The following is a 17,824-nucleotide window of genomic DNA, read 5'->3' as shown; positions in this document are numbered from 1 at the left end:
GAGGTGACACGCATGGGAATGGGTGGCGCAAGTATCGCTCTAGTTGCAGTTGTTGCTTTGATCATTTTTGGACCTAAGAAACTACCTGAGCTTGGTAAAGCAGCAGGTAACACACTTCGTGAGTTCAAGAACGCAACAAAAGGTCTAGCAGATGACGACGATGATACGAACGATAAGAAAAAAAACGAACAGTAATCGGTTAGGACGGATAGGGAATGGATGAACAAAAACAATCCATCTATGATCACATAGAAGAATTAAGAAAACGAATCATCATCACAGTCGTCGTCTTAATTCTCTCCTTTATTGCGGGACTATTCATCGCAAAGCCGGTCATCGTCTTTCTCCAGAATGCTCCTGAAGCACAGGGGATTCCGATGAACGCTTTTACATTAACAGACCCGTTAAAGGTTTATTTCAGCTTTGCGTTCCTGGTTGCTTTCATTATGACATCGCCCATCGCTCTCTATCAGCTATGGGCTTTTGTTTCGCCAGGACTTTATGATAATGAACGGAAAGTAACGTTATCGTATATCCCAGCAGTCTTTCTCCTCTTTCTTGGAGGAGTTTCATTTTCATATTTCGTCCTGTTTCCTTTTGTCATCGACTTTGTCGGGAATTTGGCAGAAAGCCTCAACATTCAGGAAATGTACGGCGCAAATCAATACTTCACTTTCTTGTTTCAGTTAACGTTACCATTTGGCTTTGTGTTTCAGCTGCCTGTGATCGTTCTTTTCTTTACAAGACTCGGAATTTTAAATCCTGCCATGCTTGTACAGATTAGGAGATACGCGTATTTTGGACTCCTCGTCATAGCGGGAATGATCACACCGCCTGAAATTATTTCACACCTCATGGTTTCGGTACCACTGTTTTTACTATATGAATTCAGCATTCTTGTGTCTCGCTATGGTTATAGAAAGAGACTACAAGCAGAGGCGAAGCGTCAATTGGAAGAGCAGGATTCGGAACAGGAAGCATAACAAAAGCGATAGGATAGCCCTATCGCTTTTTGTTTTGATCTTTTTTCTTCAGTTGATTGATTTTCTTTTTAAGTAAAAAGAAGCGAATGGAGTAAGCGAAATCAACTGTGGCGAGCACCATCAGTAGTATCGTCCAAAGGCTCCACATATCTGCATCAGAACGGGCGCTTTGAATCGCAAGGTACGTGAAGATCGAACCGAGCCCTGCGTAGAAAAACCCCATTAGAGTTGGTGAAAATCTCATGTAAGTACTCCTCCAATAAATGATTGCATTTGTTCCGCTTTCTTCTGTAGTTCTGCTAGATCATCTGCAAAGAAGATGTTAATTAAGACAACAATCGTATTCATCGTCATATGAGCGACAATCGGTACGATCAACCGCTTCGTTTTTACATATAGAAACGCGAACGTAAGTCCCATCGCAGTATAAACAAGGATGTGGTCGAAATCCAAATGGATGGCTGCAAAGATAACCGAACTCGCGATTCCAGCGATCCAAAAGTTAAACCGTGTATAGAGTGCCCCGAAAATCACTTTTCTAAAGACGATCTCTTCAAGAATTGGGCCAATGATCGCTATTACAAGGATGAAGATCGGTGATGCCTTCGCAACATCCATCAGCATCTCTGTATTTTCTGATCCAGGTTCGATTCCGAATAAATTGACTTCGATCATCGCTGCGATAATTTGAGCAAAGTAAGCCATGAAGATACCAAGAATGCTCCAGCTTACCGCTTTCCCTGCTGATACGCGGGTAGAACGTTCAAACGGCTCGTCAGGAGTTGAGCGGAGTAGAAACAGCATGATGATGAGTGCTGTAAAAAAGCTCACAACCGAGTAGCTTACGACTGGGTTCGGAACATCTAGGGATTGAAATAGTTTTGCACCCGGATATCCGGAAAGCTGCATAACAATATAAGTAATTAAGATAGTCCAATAGTGTTTTGCCAAGAAGCATAACTCCTTTTAGTGGTTTGCATGCCTAGATAAAGGCATTTTGCATACTTGTATTAGTTTAACACATTTAGGAATGGGAATGCCCTTTAGAAGAGTTTCGAAACAGTGACGAATCTGAAGAGGGAATGTTCTGATAACTAGTACGTAAGTCTTATCTTTTATTTGGAAGAAGTTGATAAATAAAGGAATGCAAATTTTCTGTTAAAAAAATCAACTTTACTACTTGCAAAAGAATAGCGAAATATTTTATTATATACATGTGTTAGCACTCGCCTATGTTGAGTGCTAACAGAAACAATACAAACCATTAATATCCACTGAGGAGGGTGTTTGAGTTGTTAAAGCCTTTAGGTGATCGCGTAGTAGTAGAACCAATTCAATTAGAAGAAAAAACGTCTAGTGGAATCGTACTTCCTGATTCTGCAAAAGAAAAGCCTCAAGAAGGTCGCATTGTATCTGTAGGTAGCGGTGTGTTAACTGATTCTGGCGAGCGTGTAGCTCTTGAAGTTTCAGAAGGCGATGCAGTTATTTACAGTAAGTATGCTGGTACTGAAGTGAAATATGACGGTAAAGAATATTTAATTCTTCGTGAAAACGATATTCTTGCAGTTGTAAGCAAGTAATACAACCACTCAAATAAAATAAGAACTACATAAATTGGAGGGTAACAAATGGCTAAAGATATTAAGTTTAGTGAAGAAGCCCGTCGCTCAATGCTTCGCGGTGTTGATTCTCTTGCAAACGCAGTAAAAGTTACACTCGGTCCAAAAGGACGTAACGTGGTACTAGAGAAGAAGTTCGGTTCTCCTCTTATCACAAATGACGGTGTAACGATCGCGAAAGAAATTGAACTTGAAGATGCATTCGAAAACATGGGTGCTAAGCTTGTAGCAGAAGTAGCAAGCAAGACGAATGACGTTGCTGGTGACGGTACAACAACTGCAACGGTTCTTGCACAAGCAATGGTTCGTGAAGGACTTAAAAACGTTGCTTCTGGTGCTAACCCAATGGTTATCCGTAAAGGAATCGAAAAAGCAACAAAAGCTGCTGTTGATGAGCTTAAGAAAATTTCTAAGCCAATCGAAGGTAAAGAGTCAATCGCACAAGTTGCGTCTATCTCTGCTGCTGACGAAGAAGTAGGTCAATTGATCGCTGAAGCAATGGAGCGCGTTGGAAACGACGGCGTTATCACTGTTGAAGAATCAAAAGGATTCGCTACTGAGCTTGAAGTAGTAGAAGGTATGCAGTTCGACCGCGGATATGCATCTCCTTACATGGTAACAGACTCCGATAAAATGGAAGCTGTTCTAGAAGATCCATATATCCTTATCACTGATAAGAAGATCGCAAGCATCCAAGACGTACTTCCAGTGCTTGAGCAAGTCGTACAACAAGGTAAACCACTCCTTATGATCGCTGAAGACGTTGAAGGTGAAGCTCTTGCAACGCTTGTTGTGAACAAGCTTCGCGGAACGTTCAACGCAGTAGCTGTTAAAGCTCCTGGTTTCGGTGACCGTCGTAAAGCTATGCTTGAAGACATCGGTACACTAACTGGTGCTGAAGTGATCACTGAAGATCTTGGTCTAGATCTTAAGCAAGCAAACATCACGCAGCTTGGCCGCGCTTCTAAAGTTGTTGTAACGAAAGAAAACACAACAATCGTTGAAGGCTCTGGCGAAACTGATAAGATCGCTGCTCGCGTTAACCAAATCAAAGCTCAGCTAGAAGAAACAACTTCTGAGTTCGATAAAGAAAAACTTCAGGAGCGTCTTGCTAAACTTGCTGGCGGCGTAGCTGTCATCAAAGTTGGTGCTGCAACTGAAACAGAATTGAAAGAACGTAAACTACGCATCGAGGATGCTCTTAACTCAACTCGCGCAGCAGTTGAAGAAGGTATCGTATCCGGTGGTGGTACTGCGCTCGTTAACGTTGTGAAGGCAGTTCAAGCTGTTGAAGCAACTGGTGACGAAGCAACTGGTGTGAAGATCGTTCTTCGCGCACTAGAAGAGCCAATCCGTCAGATCTCTCACAACGCTGGTCTTGAAGGATCCGTTGTTGTTGAGCGCCTGAAAGGCGAGAAGATCGGTATCGGCTTCAACGCTCTTACTGGTGAGTGGGTAAACATGGTAGACGCTGGTATCGTTGACCCTACAAAAGTTACACGTTCAGCTCTACAAAACGCTGCATCTGTATCTGCTATGCTTCTTACAACTGAAGCAGTTATCGCTGACAAGCCTGAGGAAAACGAAGGCGGCGGCATGCCTGACATGAGCGGCATGGGCGGTATGGGTGGAATGGGCGGCATGATGTAAGCTGTCCTCAAATCCACCAATGGGATTTGAAACTGAATATTGACTGGATTTTGATTGGATTACTCAAAATTCGTGTCGAGATAAGAGAGTCTCTCATTAGTTTTATACTTCTGGGAGACTCTTTCTTTTATTAAAAAACATTTCTTCGAAAAAGATTTAACCGGTTAAGACTTTCATTTGCGTAAAGATTCAATCATTTTTTTTATGGATTAAATACAAGTTATACTAACTAGTGTTTAAATTTCTAATAAAAGGCGGAAATGATATATGAAACATCGTAGACGTTTGAAGTGGCCAGCTTGGGTTCTTCTCTTTCTTTTGCTCATTGCAGCTGTATGGGGAGGCGTAACACAATTCTTTCCGAGCAAGGCAGAAGTAAAAGTAGAAGTCGATCAAGAAGACATGAGTAAATACCCAGGTCTTAACCTCCAAACACGTACGACAGAATCAGAAACTTATACAACGTCAATCAGTGACTTGCAAACCAATAGTCAAAAGGTCAATCAATCGATCCACCAATGGATTAAGGAGAAGAAAGGATCATTTTATAGCACGATGGAAGAAAGGGACTTCAAGAAAAGGGCACGTAACCTGATCAGGTCCAATTAGATGAGGATGGAAAATACATTGCATTAACTTTTGATGATGGACCACACCAAACCGTAACGCCAAAAGTACTGGATATCCTTGAAAAACACGGCGCCAAAGCCACCTTCTTTATGCTTGGTAGTCAGGGGATTATTATCCAAAGATCGCTCGCCGGGTTGCGGAAGAAGGGCATGAAATTGGTAATCACTCGGAGAGTCATATGGACCTTTCAAATTTAGGTCGAGAAAGCATCCGAAAGGAACTTCAACAGTTCAGTGAAGAAATCGAGCAAGCAATTGGACACGAGCTAATGGAATCAAAAAAGTATAGCCATATTAAGCTAGACCCTCTACTGAAAGAGGGTTCTTTTTGTTTTATATTAAAAACATAAGTTGGATTTATATTTTTATTCGCTACTTTACAGTCGAATCCTATTGATTATAAGTTGGGAAATTTAAAGAAATTATTAGAGCGGATCTAAGCATAAGAACAGTGTATTTCCCAATACTCCTTCCTTTGTACTCATGATAAAGTTTAGTTGTAAGATATTTCAAAATAGAAAGGAATGTTTTACAAACCTAAATTGTAAAAGGAGGAGTAAAATGAAAAAGTTATTAAGTTTTTCATTGATTTTGGTGTTAACTTTTAGTGTCTTTTCCCTTACACCAAGTAAAACGAATGCTAGCGCAACCTTTGCTTGGCCAGTTGATTTTGCAAATCCGGAAAACTATATCACATCAAATTTTGGTGATCGCAATGGGTCATATCATTCAGGAATGGATATTGCTAAAGCGGGGACAATACCGATTCTAGCCTCTGCTTCTGGAACAGTAGTAGAATCTGTATATCGTGGCTCATATGGAAACTACATAATTATTCGCCACAATATTAATGGACAAACCTATGAAACACTTTATGCGCATTTAAGTTCAAGAAAGTTTTCTGTTGGAGAGTCAGTAACACAAAATGAGCTCATAGGGTATATGGGTAACACTGGGAATTCGACTGGTCAGCATTTGCATTTTGAAATTCATGAAGGAACTTGGAACGGATCTAGAACAAATGCGAAAGATCCGCGTGATTACCTTGGCGTTTCTTTCGAATACAAATATGATGTCGTTCATACTTCTCAAGGAGTGCTTAAGAGCTTTGTGAATAAAACAGATGCGATTAATTACGCTGAGAAATGGAAGAATACAGTAGTGGTAAACAGTGATACGGATGAAGAAGTATGGCGCTTTGAAGGGTTAAATCCGAAGTATAAAGTCTATCATTCACAAAAGAATGTTTTGGAAGTGTTTGCTGTTAAGAGTGTAGCAATCGACTATGCAGAAAAATGGAAGAACACAGTTGTTGTTGATAATGATGGGGTACAACATTGGTCATTTCCAGATTTAGATTCAAATCGTTACAAGGTTTATCATAACTCAATGGGTGTACTCGAGGAATTTGCAATTTTAAATGCAGCTATCGATTATGCTGAACGCTGGGCGAATACCAGTATTGTAGATGATTCTACTACTTATGATAACGAAGTATGGAACTTTGAACACGGGGCGCCTCGTTATGATGTTATTCATTCTAGTAAAGGACATTTAGAAAATTTCTGGGGTAAACAAGCAGCAATTGAGAGTGCAAAAAAATGGGCTAATACCAAAGTTGTTGAGAGAAGTACAGGAAATGTCGTTTACCAATCTGAATAGTTAAACGTTAATAGCTAGATTGAAAAAGCCCTGCTCAGAGAGAGGGCTTTTTCAATATTTGAGGCTTCTTACCTATTATGCCAACTCCTCCACCAACGTCTCCAAATTCCCCTTCAACCGCTCCTTCGCCTCTTCATCCAAAATAAACTCATTCCCCTCACCACGCTGAACATGCTGGTCGATCACATACGCACCGCTAAGGAGATTCGTCGCTCCAAGAGAAGAGAGTACAGGCTTAAGCGCATAATCGATCGCAAGGAGATGCCCGAACGATCCACCGATCATCAATGGAAGAACGGCTTTTCCTTTCAATCCTTTTTGAGGAAGAAGATCGAGGTACGTCTTCAATATCCCTGTATAAGCAGCTTTATAAACAGGCGATAAAATAATAACGGCATCTGCTTTTTCTACTTTTTCATTCGCTTCCAAAATCGCAGCGCTGCTAAAGTTAGCGGTAATTAAATCGGTAGCGGGTAAGTCGATTACATTGATTGATTCATAGGAGATCGACTGCTCCTTTAAATAACTTTCTGCATAGTCCTTGATTCCTTTTAGTCTCGATTGAAGGGAGTTTCCTCCGTAAATAAGTACAACATTGCTCATTGTTTTCACTCTCCTAAACTAGTGTCATCACAATTTTCTTACACATACTCAGTCAGCAAACACGCTTTTCGCAAGACTATACACGATTGCATCGTCTGTCGGCGGGTTATGAAGCCCTGCTCGTACGTTTCGGAAATGGCGCTGTAATGGGTTGCTGGCAGACAGGCTTCTAGCACCGACCACGCGCATCGCTAAATCTACGACTCGGTTCGCACTATTTGTTACGATATGCTTCACTGCTGCTAAGTCCGCTCCCATATGCGGACGCTCTTCAGGGTTTTCACTCCATCTCTTTGCGACAGCATAAAGAACTTCTCGCGCGTTGAATAGCTCTAACTGCATCTCGCCGATCTTTCTCCTTACTTCTGGCACGTCTTTGATCGGACCAGGAAGTGTTGAAGGGGAGAAGGAGGAGGCGAATTCGACCGTGTAGTCCATGGCTGAAGAGGCGATGCCAAGGTAAACGGCTGGAATCTGCAGGTACCATCCTTTCGGAGAGGCTTTGTGGTTCTCCTCAATTACCAATAGATCCTCAGGTTTAACGTGGACGTTATGTAGCACGAGATCATCACTCTTTGTCCCTTTCATGGAGATACTGTCCCACGTTTCCTCAATTTGTACGCCTTCAAGCTTATGATCAATCAGGACAAACCCTTTCTTACCGGTTTGATCAACGTCAGCTGTGACGATGGAGTAATCAAGCGCCACGGCCATCGACGTAAAGGATTTTCGTCCATTGATGATCCAGCCCTCCGGCGTTTTTGTAGCAGTCGTTTGAGGAATCCCGCCGCGTGAAGGGCTGCCGGTTGCTTTTTCAGTTTGCGCAAGGTTGAGTAGTGCTTTTTCGTTTACGATCAAGTGGCACACTTTTTCGAAAACCGCTTCATCCCAGGCTCGCGATTCAGCGATTTCTAAGATGACTCCAAGCTGCCAGCCGAGGGACAGTGCCGTCGGACCATCACCTGATGCGAGCTGTTCTTGAACTTTCAAGAACTCGTACAAGTTAAGACCGGAGCCTCCATATTCTTTTGGTACAGTGAGTGATAAAAAGTTCCTCGCCTTTAAATCTTCGAAGTTCTCGTAAGGAAACCTTTCTTCTTCATCATATTTTGCAGATCTACTTTTAAAAAGTTCAACGAGTTCAGTGAGTTCTTCCTTCAAATCAGGCTGCTTTTCAGTTGCAAATGGCATCGGTATCCTCCTTTTTCTCTATACAAAAAAAGTCTACTTTCAGCTGAAAGTAGACTTAGGCTCATTAACATTCGAACCATACAAGCTTCATCTTTCAGACAAAAAGTCTGCTGGAATGAGCACCTTGCTTAAGATAAGCGGTTGCTGCAGGATCGTTGGACCAGATTCCTCCCCTGACTCTAGATAAATGCATGCGGTAGTGCGTTAAAGAATAGAATACGGACAAATAAACGCAATGTCAACAAGTAATTAGAAAAGAAATAATTTTTTGATTTTTTTGTTGACAGGGAATCGATCGGTGCTGTATATTCATCGTTAAATTCAATAAAACAAACTTTCTTATCAAGAGAGGTGGAGGGACTGGCCCTTTGAAGCCTCGGCAACAGACTCGGTTGAGTACTGTGCCAATTCCAGCAAGCGATGCTTGAAGGATAAGAAAAGACAGTTGCTTTTTCACGGCCTCTTCTTTTCTTATGAAGAGGCCTTTTTATGTTTCAAAAAAGAGTGGAGGTTCAAAGAGATGAGTAAACAAATCATTTTGAATGCGTTCGACATGAACAGTTCGATGCACAATTCACATGGGCTATGGAAGCATCCAGAAAGTCAGCGTCATCAGAGATACAAAGACTTAGACTACTGGATCGACCTTGCTAAGACATTAGAGAAAGGGAAGTTCGATGCGGTCTTCTTTGCAGATGTTCTTGGTGTTTATGATGTGTACCAAAAGAGTAAGGATCCTTCAATCCGTGATGGATTGCAAGTGCCAATCAATGATCCCGCACTTCTTGTCCCTGCGATGGCGAGTGTGACCGAGCACCTTTCCTTCGCTGTTACGGTCAGCACGACGTACGAAGCACCTTTTGGAAATGCGCGCAGATTTTCGACGCTCGATCATCTAACAAAAGGGCGAGTTGCCTGGAACGTCGTTACCTCTTATTTACCGAATGCGGCACGCAACTTCGGACTTGAGAAGATGATTCGTCATGATGAGCGTTATGATATCGCTCATGAGTATATGGACGTGTCCTACAAATTGTGGGAAAGCAGCTGGGAGGATGGTGCTGTGGTTGAAGATCGAGTAGCTGATACGCTTGTTGAGCCCGACAAAGTTCATGAAATCAATCATGAAGGTCACTATTTCAGTGTTGAAGGACCGCATCTTAGTGAACCGTCTCCACAGCGAACGCCTGTGATCTATCAAGCTGGGACATCAGAGAAAGGGCGAGAATTCGCATCAAAGCATGCGGAGTGCGTGTTTGTCGGAGGACCGACTCCTGAGCGAATCCACTACTATGCCGATGATATTCGTGAGCGTGCCGTCAAGCATGGAAGAAATCCGGATCACGTGAAAATTTTCTCGTTTTTAAGTGTGATCGTAGGTGAAACGACAGAGGAAGCGGAGGCGAAGTTTGAGGCGTACAACAAGCTATGGAGTGCTGATGCAGCAAAGGCTCAATACGGTGCGAGTGGCTATGATGTAGCAGAGTTTGAAGAGATGGACCTTGATGAGCCGTTTGAATATAAGAAATCAACAGAAGGTGGACAGTATAAAGCGGCAACGTTGACGAAGGATGCGCCGAAAAAGCTGACGGTAAGAGAGGTGTTGAATCGCTTTGAATCGATCGACCGCAACAGCGTGATCGTTGGTAACCCTTCTGATGTAGCGGATGCGATTCAATTTCAATTCGAAGCTTCAGGAGTAGACGGATTTAATTTGAACCACCTCGTAACGCCTGGAGACTTGGAAGCTTTCGTAGAATTAGTCGTACCAGAACTACAGAAGCGTGGTCTTTATAAAAAGGATTATCAAGAAGGTACGCTGCGTGAAAAGCTCTTCAACAAAGACGCAAGACTGCCAGACGACCATCCAGGAAAAAACTATGCTTATCGTAAGGAAGTCGTGCAATGATCGAACTAAGAGAGATTACGAAAGAGTATGGAAAGAAGGACAAGATCGTTGCTGTCGATAACGTTTCTCTTCGTGTAGAAAAGGGAGAGATCTACGGAATCGTTGGGTATAGCGGAGCGGGTAAAAGTACGCTCTTACGGTTTATTAATGCTTTGGAAAGGCCAACGACAGGGTCCGTTCACGTTGACGGAATCGACTTGCTATCGCTATCGAATAAAGAGCTTCGAAAAGCAAGGCAATCGATCGGAATGATTTTTCAAGGATTCTATTTGGTTGCTTCAAAAACAGTCTATGAGAACGTCGCATTTGCCCTTCTCGCTGCCGGAGTTAGTAAAAAGCAGATCGGTGAAAAGGTCGATCATTTATTGAGCGTAGTCGACCTTTCTGATCAGAAGGGGAAATACCCGTCACAGTTGAGCGGTGGTCAGAAGCAAAGGGTGAGTATCGCGCGGGCTTTAGCAAATGATCCGAAGGTGTTGCTGTGTGACGAGGCGACGTCAGCGCTAGATCCTAACACGACAAAATCCATTCTTTCATTGCTGAAAGACATCAATCAAAAACTTGGGATTACGATCGTCATTATCACGCATGAAATGGAAGTGGTGAAGGAGATCTGTCATCGCTGTGCGGTCATGCGTGAGGGAAGAGTCGTGGAGTCGGGCACGACGTTCGATATTTTTTCAAATCCGAAAGATGCATTAACAAAAACGTTCATTCAGAACGTACTAGAGTTCCATCTTCCTGATTCGTTGATCGAACATGTACAAGGGAAGCTAGTGAAGCTCATGTTTCTCCGCGATCTAGCAACGGATTCGGTCGTTTCCGATATGCTGCAGAGGTTTAATGTGAAAGGCAACATTTTGCATGGAAAAGTCGAATACATCCAGGAAACGCCGCTCGGTGTGTTCATCATGGATGTGAGTGGAGAGGATGCTGAAGTGTCTCGAGCGATCGCTTACTTAGAGAAGCGAGTAAACAACGTGGAGGTGATCAACGATGGACCACATTATCGAGCTCTTGCCTGAACTGAACGTCGCATTTTTTGAAACGTTGATTATGGTTGGAATCGCTTTGTTGTTTGCCGTTTTCATTGGTCTCCCGTTAGGGGTCATCCTATTTATCACAGATCGAGGGTTGTTTTTAGAAAATAAATATGTGAAGCAAGCGGTCGGCATCATTATCAACTTGATTCGTTCCGTTCCCTTCATCATCTTGCTCGTATTCTTGCTTCCGGTAACGAGCCTTTTGTTGGGAACAACGATTGGACCTATGGCAGCTTCTGTTTCCCTCTCCGTTGCTGCGATTCCGTTTTATGCAAGAATCGTAGAATCGGCTGCTCGTGAGATCGACAAAGGTGTGATTGAAGCAGCCGTAGCCGCGGGTGCTTCACCGTGGATGATTATTAAACACATCGTCCTGCCAGAGGCGAAGCCTGGATTGATCACAGGGCTCACAATAACGGCGATCAGTTTGATCGGCTACTCGGCGATGGCGGGAACGATCGGCGGTGGAGGAATCGGGGATCTTGCGATTCGCTACGGATACTACCGTTATGATGATACGGTCATGTTCACGACCGTCATTCTATTGATCGTCATCGTTCAGCTCGTACAGTACTTTGGTGATTTTATTGCGAAAACAGTAGATAAGAAATAATGGATGGAGGCTTTTATATGAAGAAAAATACGGTCTTGATGATCATTCTCTTACTAGTAGTCGGGGTTTTATCGGCATGTGGGGACAAGAGTAGTGAAGCGAGCAAGTTAGAAAAGAAAGAATTGATACTCGGAGGAACGATTCCGTATAGCGATATGCTAGAAAAGGGTGTGAAACCTTATCTTGAGGAAAAAGGGTACTCGGTTACGATCAAGGAATTTAATGATTATGTTCAGCCGAACCTAGCCTTAAAAAGCGGGTCGATCGATGCCAACTTGTATCAGCATGAAGTATATATGAAGGCATTTGCGAAAGAAAACAATATGGACTTAAGCGGTGTGATCAGAGTGCCCACTGCTCCGATCGGAATCTACTCGAACAAGTATGATTCACTAGATGAGATCGAAAAGGGGAGTACGGTAGCAATCGCTAATGATCCAACGAACCTTGCACGTGGTCTAACAGTTCTACGTGATAATGGCGTCATCGAATTTGATGACGATGTTGATCCTCTAAAAGCTTCAGTAAAAGACATCACGAAGAACCCGAAAGACCTTGTCTTTAAGCCTGTTGAAGCAGCACAGCTTCCAAGAACGCTCGATTCAGTCGATGTATCTGCAGTGAACGGTAACTTTGCAATCGCGGCAGGAATGGATCTAAACGATGCGATTGTAAAAGATAAGCTGCCTGAGAACATCATCAATCAGGTCGTTGTGAATACGGCAGATAAAGATGCGCAGTATGTGAAGGATATTGAAGAAGCAGTAAAATCTGATGAATTTCGAAAAGTCATAGAAGAAGAGTTTCAGGGCTTTCATCAGCCTGAGTGGTTTAAAAAAGACTGATTAAAACGTAGGTAGAATAAGAAAGGACTGAAGGCTACGGAATGACCGTAGCCTTTTCGCATTTTGCTTTAGCTTCCGGGAGCTACTCTTCAATCATGTCCTTCAACACAACGGCATGGTTGTTCTCTTTGTCTTTTGCACCATAAAGCAATACTACTCTTCTGTCAGAAGCTAATTCTTTCAAATTAGAAAGGTTAGATGTAGCTTCTGAGCTTTCCGTTATTTCTTTCCGGTAGGATGCTTTGAACGATTCGAACTTATTAGGGTCATGGTTGAACCACTTCCGTAGTGAAGAGCTAGGTGCGATATCCTTCATCCACTCATCGAGGTTCGCATCTTCTTTCGATATCCCTCTCGGCCAGACTCGATCGACCAATACACGATAGCCGCCTGGCTGGTCTTCTTCATAGATTCTTTTCAGTACAACAGACATAAACATCCCCCTTCACAGTGTAGATTTACCTTTATTAGAATTCCCTTTCACAAGTTAAGTGAAACGAATGCACTATGAAATGAGTACCCCCTTTATTTTTTGTAATTGTGTGAAAACATAGTAACTTACTAACGTGTTGTTTCCTATTTTTGTTACAATAAGGATATGAGTACTTAGACATTATGTTTAATAGGTAAAGATACCTATATCGAATACAACTACCTTGTAAAAGGTTAATGGAGGAATCGTTCATGAGCTCAGAGTACCAGTACGATACGTACCAACCATCTGTGAAAAAAGTCATAGAAAATATCGAAAATGTCATGGTAGGAAAAAGGGAGGTTACGGAACTAAGTCTTGTTGCACTACTAGCAGGCAGCCATGTCCTTCTTGAAGATGTTCCAGGTGTAGGAAAGACGATGATGGTGCGAGCACTCGCGAAGTCGGTGGGGGCGGGTTTTAATCGTATTCAGTTCACCCCGGATCTACTGCCATCTGATCTAACGGGAGTCTCCGTCTTTAATCAAAGAGAAATGATGTTCGAATTTCGAAAAGGACCACTTCTAGGAAACATTATTCTAGCGGATGAAATCAACCGTACCTCTCCTAAGACACAGTCTGCGCTGTTAGAAGGAATGGAAGAAGGGAGTGTAACGGTCGATGGAGAAACGCACATTCTTCCGCAGCCATTCTTCGTTATGGCAACACAAAATCCAATCGAGTATGAAGGCACGTATCCACTACCTGAAGCTCAGCTCGATCGTTTCTTATTAAAATTGAAGATGGGCTATCCAACGCCTGAAGAAGAGCTCGAGGTGCTGAACAGAACGGAGCACGGTCATCCGATCGATATGATCGAATCAGCTCTTGAGATCGCTGAGTTGATCGACATGCAGAAGAAAGTGAGAGAAGTGTTCGTCGAGCAATCTGTTAAACAGTACATCATCGACATTGTGAGCCGCACGAGGCATAATACATCCATTTATTTAGGAGCGAGCCCTCGAGGGTCCCTATCATTGATGAAAGCGGCGCAGGCGTATGCGTTCATGCGGAATCGTGATTATGTGGTTCCAGACGATATCAAATACTTAGCACCTTACGTTTTGTCACACCGTGTGCTGTTAAAATCAGAAGCAGCGTTTGAAGGGCAGGAGTCTGAGCAAATTATACGAGAGATCGTTCAACGAGTAAAAGTACCTCTCATCCGAGAAGAGAAAGTGAAATGAGAGAGAAGCTTTCACAAAATCGGGTATTGAAATTCTTCTTTTTACTTCTCCTCTTACTGATCACCTTTTCATATGCGATGTTCCAGGGCGGGTTTGTTAGCTGGTTTCTCTTTTATGCGTTTGTCCCTTTCGTCATTTATTCTCTCGCACTGCTTTTCTATCCACTGGATGGAATCAAGATGACGAGAGAGATTAATAAGATGGAATTGGTAGATGGGCAGGAGCTGAAAGTGACGATTAACGTCACGCGCGCCAATCGTTTTCCTCTCTTTTATTTGATCGTAGAGGATCTCTTGCCTGAGCGTTTATTCCCGCTTGCTTCAGAACAGTCGTCTCGGTATCAAAGAGGTTCATTAGTGCTTCTTTTCCCTATGTTTAAAAAAGAATTGACGTATTCTTATCACATTAATCCGATCCCAAGAGGTGAATATCACTTTCACTCGTTGCGGTGTAAGGCGGGCGATATGTTCGGTTTTGTTCAGCATGAAAAGAAGCTGAAAGTCGAGCAATCTGTATATGTTCTTCCAAGCTATCAATCTATTACATGGACGCCTTATCGCCAGCAGCTTTCTGGGACGAGGCCATCTCCTAGAAAAGCAGACTTTGATTATTCAACAGCGGTAAGCGTACGAGATTATGTGCCAGGTGACAAGTTGTCATGGATCGATTGGAAGTCAACTGCGAAAAGCACGAAGTTATTGACAAAACAGTTCGAACAACAGGTGAGTCGTGACTTCATGCTGTTTCTAGATCGCGAGGAAAAACACTACGGACGTGATTATTCGCCCCTTTTTGAGAAGGGGGTTCGACTTGCTGCTTCGATCACGCATGCTGCGTTAAAGCAGAATGCGATGATAGGCGTCGTTTCCTCAGGAAGAGATCACACCGTCTTGAGTGTGAATGGGGGCAAGGCCCAGCGTAGAAGAATCTTTCACCATCTTGCTAGAGTAAGTCCGAACGGAACGTCTTCCTTCGATACCGTTATTAAAAGAGAAGCGCACCATTTCCCGGCAGGAACGGGTGTTTTTATCGTGAGTCCTTCTCTTGATGCCGTCTTTCTTTCTACGTTAAAAGAGCTTGTATCAAGAAAAGTACAGGTGGAATTCTTTTATGTGACAGAAAATATCAAACTCGCTGAGCAAGCAGAACTGAACAAGCTCATTCAATTCGGAGTAAAAGTTCATGCGATATCAGGCGAGGTTTTCAATGAGGAACTAAAGGTAGGTGGGAAACGTGCAACAAACTGATCAGAAATTAGACTGGATTTATTCCCTTCTCCTTTACGGTCTAGGTTTCCTCTTATTCTGGGAGTGGCTGAGGCCTCTTTCTGTCATTTCAGATACCGGGGAAACGGAAGTATTTATCCTATTCACAGCCTTTTTGTTTTTGATGTCCTATTTTCAAATACCATTTTGGCTATCGTTTCCGATTAAGGGAGTCGCGATGATCTATGCGCTTCATTCGCTTTTCTTCCCTGGAAGCTTTTTTGAGATGATGTGGTTTGACTACTTACTCTCAGACCTTGGCAAAAATATCGGTTTAATGTTCGATGCAAGTTGGGGTGAATTATCCAACCTGTTCAGGACACTGTTGTTTTTTATTTTGTTATGGCTGATCAGCTACCTCATGCAGTACTGGCTGATTCAAACGAGGAGAATCTTTCTCTTCCTCGTCGTTACAATTGTTTATATATCTGTGATCGATACGTTCACGGCTTATAACGCTGATGTTGCGATCATTCGCATCTTGATCATTGGTTTTGTATTATTAGGCTTGCTCCAGATTCTACGAATTCAAGAGCAAGAGGGCGTGACGTTTTCTAAAGGCAGATTTCCAGTGTTCTGGCTTATGCCTCTTGTTGTAATCATTGCGTTTTCTTCCGTGTTTGGCTATCTAGCACCGAAGGCTGAACCACAGTGGCCAGACCCTGTACCGTTCATTAAGAAGACAACGTCTTATGAAGAGGGTAGCGATGCGAAAGGAAATGGCATTAGTAAGATTGGCTACGATGAAGATGATTCGAGACTTGGCGGTCCGTTTATTGAAGATGATACGCCGGTTTTCACTGCAAAAACAGAGGAAAGAGGCTACTATCGAGTAGAGACGAAAGACGTGTATACGGGGAAAGGTTGGGACGTTTCTCTCCCTGATCGAAGAATTTTTGAAGGGCGAACTGACCTTTTGTACGAAGAAAGCGTTGAAGTTGAAGCCTTAGATGCAAGGCTATCGATGAGTGGGGAAGAGGAGTATGACTTCATCATTCACCCTGGACAAGTAACTGATATCGACGTACCCGATGATGTGCAGCTATTAACGAACGTCGTTTCAGGAAAAGTGTTCACTCAAAAACTGGCAGAGCCTTTCGTGCTCGATAACTACGCAATGTCCTATGAAAGTCCGACCTTTTCAGAGAAGTTGCTTAGAGAAGCACCTGAAGAGTATCCAGAATCGGTTCAAAATCAGTATCTTCAGTTACCTGAATCACTGCCAGAGCGTGTTTCGGAACTTGCTGAACAGATCGTAGCAGAAGAAGATAATCCATACGATAAAGCGAGAGCGATCGAGAATTACTTTGTTGGTAATGGATTTGTTTATGAAACGAGAGATGTATCGATTCCTGATCAAGATGAAGACTATGTTGATCAATTTCTTTTTGAAAGTAAACAAGGTTACTGCGATAATTTCTCAAGTTCCATGGCAGTCCTGTTGAGAAGTCTTGATATTCCGGCACGCTGGGTAAAAGGTTTCACTGAAGGTGAGTACGTGAGCACAGATGGCGATTACGGCGAGTATCAGGTCACAAATAATAACGCGCACTCTTGGGTAGAAGCGTACTTTCCAGGTGTAGGCTGGGTACCGTTCGAACCAACCCGTGGTTTTACAAGCTTAGCTGACTTTGTTTCTGATTATGATGCTGAAGGCGGTGCTGAAGCAGAAGCTCCTGAACCGACTACACCAGAAGAAGAGGAAACTCAGAACCAAACAGAGCAAAATGAACAGCAATCATCTTCAGAAGGTTTCTCATTATCATGGAACTGGACGATCTGGCATACGATCGGCTTAGTCATGGTGCTTGCAGCGTTCATAGTCTATGCGTTTAAAAATTACAAGAAGTGGATCAAACGCTTTTTCCTTCGTAAATACCATAAGCGTCATGATAACAAAGCGCTCTCTGAAGCGTACTTTAGGCTTCTATGGTTACTCGAACTTCATGGAATTAAACGCGGAGAAGATCAGACGTTACGCGAGTATGCTGTGAAAGTCGACCATCAACTCGGCACACAAGACATGAAGGTTTTAACGAGACGTTATGAGGAAAGTCATTATCGCGGGAAACCTTCAGAATCTAGTTGGAACGAAATGAAGGAATTATGGGAAAATTTAATTAAAAAGATGCAATCTTGACCGCTTGATAGAC

Annotated in this window: 20 protein-coding genes and 2 riboswitches; of the genes, 15 read left to right on the top strand and 5 right to left on the bottom strand. The window is 42.9% G+C overall.

What is annotated here, in order from left to right; genetic code table 11:
- Nucleotides 1-12: 12 nt before the first annotated feature.
- A complete protein-coding gene (locus ACXAEY_RS20390; RefSeq protein ID WP_224885557.1) occupies nt 13-195 on the top strand; it encodes a twin-arginine translocase TatA/TatE family subunit in 183 nt (60 codons plus the stop codon).
- A gap of 20 nt (nt 196-215) precedes the next feature.
- On the top strand, nt 216-983 hold the full coding sequence (gene tatC / locus ACXAEY_RS20385; RefSeq protein WP_270182976.1) for a twin-arginine translocase subunit TatC: 768 nt from the start codon (nt 216-218) through the stop codon (nt 981-983).
- 19 nt (nt 984-1,002) lie between these two features.
- Here the strand turns inward: tatC and ACXAEY_RS20380 are convergent, their stop codons facing one another.
- The gene (locus ACXAEY_RS20380; protein WP_270182977.1) at nt 1,003-1,227 is read right to left on the bottom strand and encodes a YdiK family protein; all 225 of its coding nucleotides are present in this window, start codon (nt 1,225-1,227) and stop codon (nt 1,003-1,005) included.
- Nucleotides 1,224-1,934 (bottom strand): CPBP family intramembrane glutamic endopeptidase, encoded by a 711-nt coding sequence (locus tag ACXAEY_RS20375; protein ID WP_270182978.1) that lies wholly within the window; start codon nt 1,932-1,934, stop codon nt 1,224-1,226. The genes ACXAEY_RS20380 and ACXAEY_RS20375 overlap by 4 nt, the downstream gene beginning before the upstream one ends.
- Before the next feature lie 341 nt (nt 1,935-2,275).
- Between ACXAEY_RS20375 and groES the strand changes: the two genes are divergently transcribed.
- The 6 genes from groES (at nt 2,276) to ACXAEY_RS20345 (ending at nt 6,543) form a co-directional block, all read left to right on the top strand.
- Nucleotides 2,276-2,563: a co-chaperone GroES gene (groES, locus tag ACXAEY_RS20370; protein WP_270182979.1), complete on the top strand. Its 288-nt coding sequence runs from the start codon at nt 2,276-2,278 to the stop codon at nt 2,561-2,563.
- A gap of 48 nt (nt 2,564-2,611) precedes the next feature.
- Nucleotides 2,612-4,252 (top strand): chaperonin GroEL, encoded by a 1,641-nt coding sequence (gene groL, locus ACXAEY_RS20365; RefSeq protein ID WP_270182980.1) that lies wholly within the window; start codon nt 2,612-2,614, stop codon nt 4,250-4,252.
- 267 nt (nt 4,253-4,519) lie between these two features.
- A complete protein-coding gene (locus tag ACXAEY_RS20360) occupies nt 4,520-4,861 on the top strand; it encodes a hypothetical protein (RefSeq protein WP_474814531.1) in 342 nt (113 codons plus the stop codon).
- 17 nt (nt 4,862-4,878) lie between these two features.
- Nucleotides 4,879-5,079, top strand: coding sequence for a polysaccharide deacetylase family protein (locus tag ACXAEY_RS20355; RefSeq protein WP_474814911.1), 201 nt, complete (start codon nt 4,879-4,881; stop codon nt 5,077-5,079).
- Nucleotides 5,004-5,231 (top strand): polysaccharide deacetylase family protein, encoded by a 228-nt coding sequence (locus tag ACXAEY_RS20350; protein ID WP_474814909.1) that lies wholly within the window; start codon nt 5,004-5,006, stop codon nt 5,229-5,231. Before ACXAEY_RS20355 ends, ACXAEY_RS20350 begins: the two co-directional genes overlap by 76 nt.
- A gap of 211 nt (nt 5,232-5,442) precedes the next feature.
- Entirely contained in the window at nt 5,443-6,543 is a 1,101-nt protein-coding gene (locus ACXAEY_RS20345) for a M23 family metallopeptidase (protein ID WP_474814528.1), read from the top strand.
- A 75-nt stretch (nt 6,544-6,618) separates the two neighbouring features.
- On the opposite strand, the gene ssuE is transcribed toward ACXAEY_RS20345, so the two are convergent.
- Entirely contained in the window at nt 6,619-7,146 is a 528-nt protein-coding gene (gene ssuE / locus ACXAEY_RS20340; RefSeq protein ID WP_474814526.1) for an NADPH-dependent FMN reductase, read from the bottom strand.
- A gap of 48 nt (nt 7,147-7,194) precedes the next feature.
- A complete protein-coding gene (locus ACXAEY_RS20335) occupies nt 7,195-8,337 on the bottom strand; it encodes an acyl-CoA dehydrogenase family protein (RefSeq protein WP_474814524.1) in 1,143 nt (380 codons plus the stop codon).
- Nucleotides 8,338-8,421: 84 nt separating this feature from the next.
- A riboswitch (SAM riboswitch) is annotated at nt 8,422-8,527 on the bottom strand.
- Between the two features lie 146 nt (nt 8,528-8,673).
- A riboswitch (SAM riboswitch) is annotated at nt 8,674-8,775 on the top strand.
- Nucleotides 8,776-8,857: 82 nt separating this feature from the next.
- On the opposite strand from ACXAEY_RS20335, the gene ACXAEY_RS20330 reads away from it, so the two are divergent.
- The 4 genes from ACXAEY_RS20330 to ACXAEY_RS20315 are packed head-to-tail and all read left to right on the top strand — an operon-like array spanning nt 8,858 to nt 12,747.
- A complete protein-coding gene (locus ACXAEY_RS20330) occupies nt 8,858-10,246 on the top strand; it encodes an LLM class flavin-dependent oxidoreductase (RefSeq protein ID WP_474814522.1) in 1,389 nt (462 codons plus the stop codon).
- Nucleotides 10,243-11,271 carry a methionine ABC transporter ATP-binding protein gene (locus tag ACXAEY_RS20325; protein ID WP_474814520.1) on the top strand — a complete coding sequence of 343 codons (1,029 nt, stop codon included), beginning with the start codon at nt 10,243-10,245 and terminating at the stop codon, nt 11,269-11,271. Before ACXAEY_RS20330 ends, ACXAEY_RS20325 begins: the two co-directional genes overlap by 4 nt.
- Nucleotides 11,243-11,902, top strand: coding sequence for a methionine ABC transporter permease (locus ACXAEY_RS20320; RefSeq protein ID WP_474814519.1), 660 nt, complete (start codon nt 11,243-11,245; stop codon nt 11,900-11,902). Before ACXAEY_RS20325 ends, ACXAEY_RS20320 begins: the two co-directional genes overlap by 29 nt.
- Before the next feature lie 17 nt (nt 11,903-11,919).
- Nucleotides 11,920-12,747 (top strand): MetQ/NlpA family ABC transporter substrate-binding protein, encoded by an 828-nt coding sequence (locus ACXAEY_RS20315; RefSeq protein ID WP_474814517.1) that lies wholly within the window; start codon nt 11,920-11,922, stop codon nt 12,745-12,747.
- 82 nt (nt 12,748-12,829) lie between these two features.
- Here the strand turns inward: ACXAEY_RS20315 and ACXAEY_RS20310 are convergent, their stop codons facing one another.
- On the bottom strand, nt 12,830-13,180 hold the full coding sequence (locus ACXAEY_RS20310; RefSeq protein ID WP_474814515.1) for a DUF488 domain-containing protein: 351 nt from the start codon (nt 13,178-13,180) through the stop codon (nt 12,830-12,832).
- Between the two features lie 251 nt (nt 13,181-13,431).
- Here ACXAEY_RS20310 and ACXAEY_RS20305 point away from each other — a divergent pair, with 251 nt between their 5' ends.
- From ACXAEY_RS20305 to ACXAEY_RS20295, 3 genes are read left to right on the top strand one after another with little or no spacing between them, the layout of a single operon-like run.
- The gene (locus ACXAEY_RS20305) at nt 13,432-14,406 is read left to right on the top strand and encodes an AAA family ATPase (protein ID WP_270182987.1); all 975 of its coding nucleotides are present in this window, start codon (nt 13,432-13,434) and stop codon (nt 14,404-14,406) included.
- Entirely contained in the window at nt 14,403-15,653 is a 1,251-nt protein-coding gene (locus tag ACXAEY_RS20300) for a DUF58 domain-containing protein (protein ID WP_474814513.1), read from the top strand. The genes ACXAEY_RS20305 and ACXAEY_RS20300 overlap by 4 nt, the downstream gene beginning before the upstream one ends.
- Entirely contained in the window at nt 15,640-17,811 is a 2,172-nt protein-coding gene (locus ACXAEY_RS20295; RefSeq protein WP_270182989.1) for a transglutaminase TgpA family protein, read from the top strand. Before ACXAEY_RS20300 ends, ACXAEY_RS20295 begins: the two co-directional genes overlap by 14 nt.
- Nucleotides 17,812-17,824 lie beyond the last annotated feature (13 nt).

It is taken from the genome of Anaerobacillus sp. ABA4_114 (genome assembly GCF_056159065.1).
The sequence above is the reverse complement of the archived record's forward strand: the minus strand, read 5'-3'. Positions and strand labels throughout refer to the sequence as shown.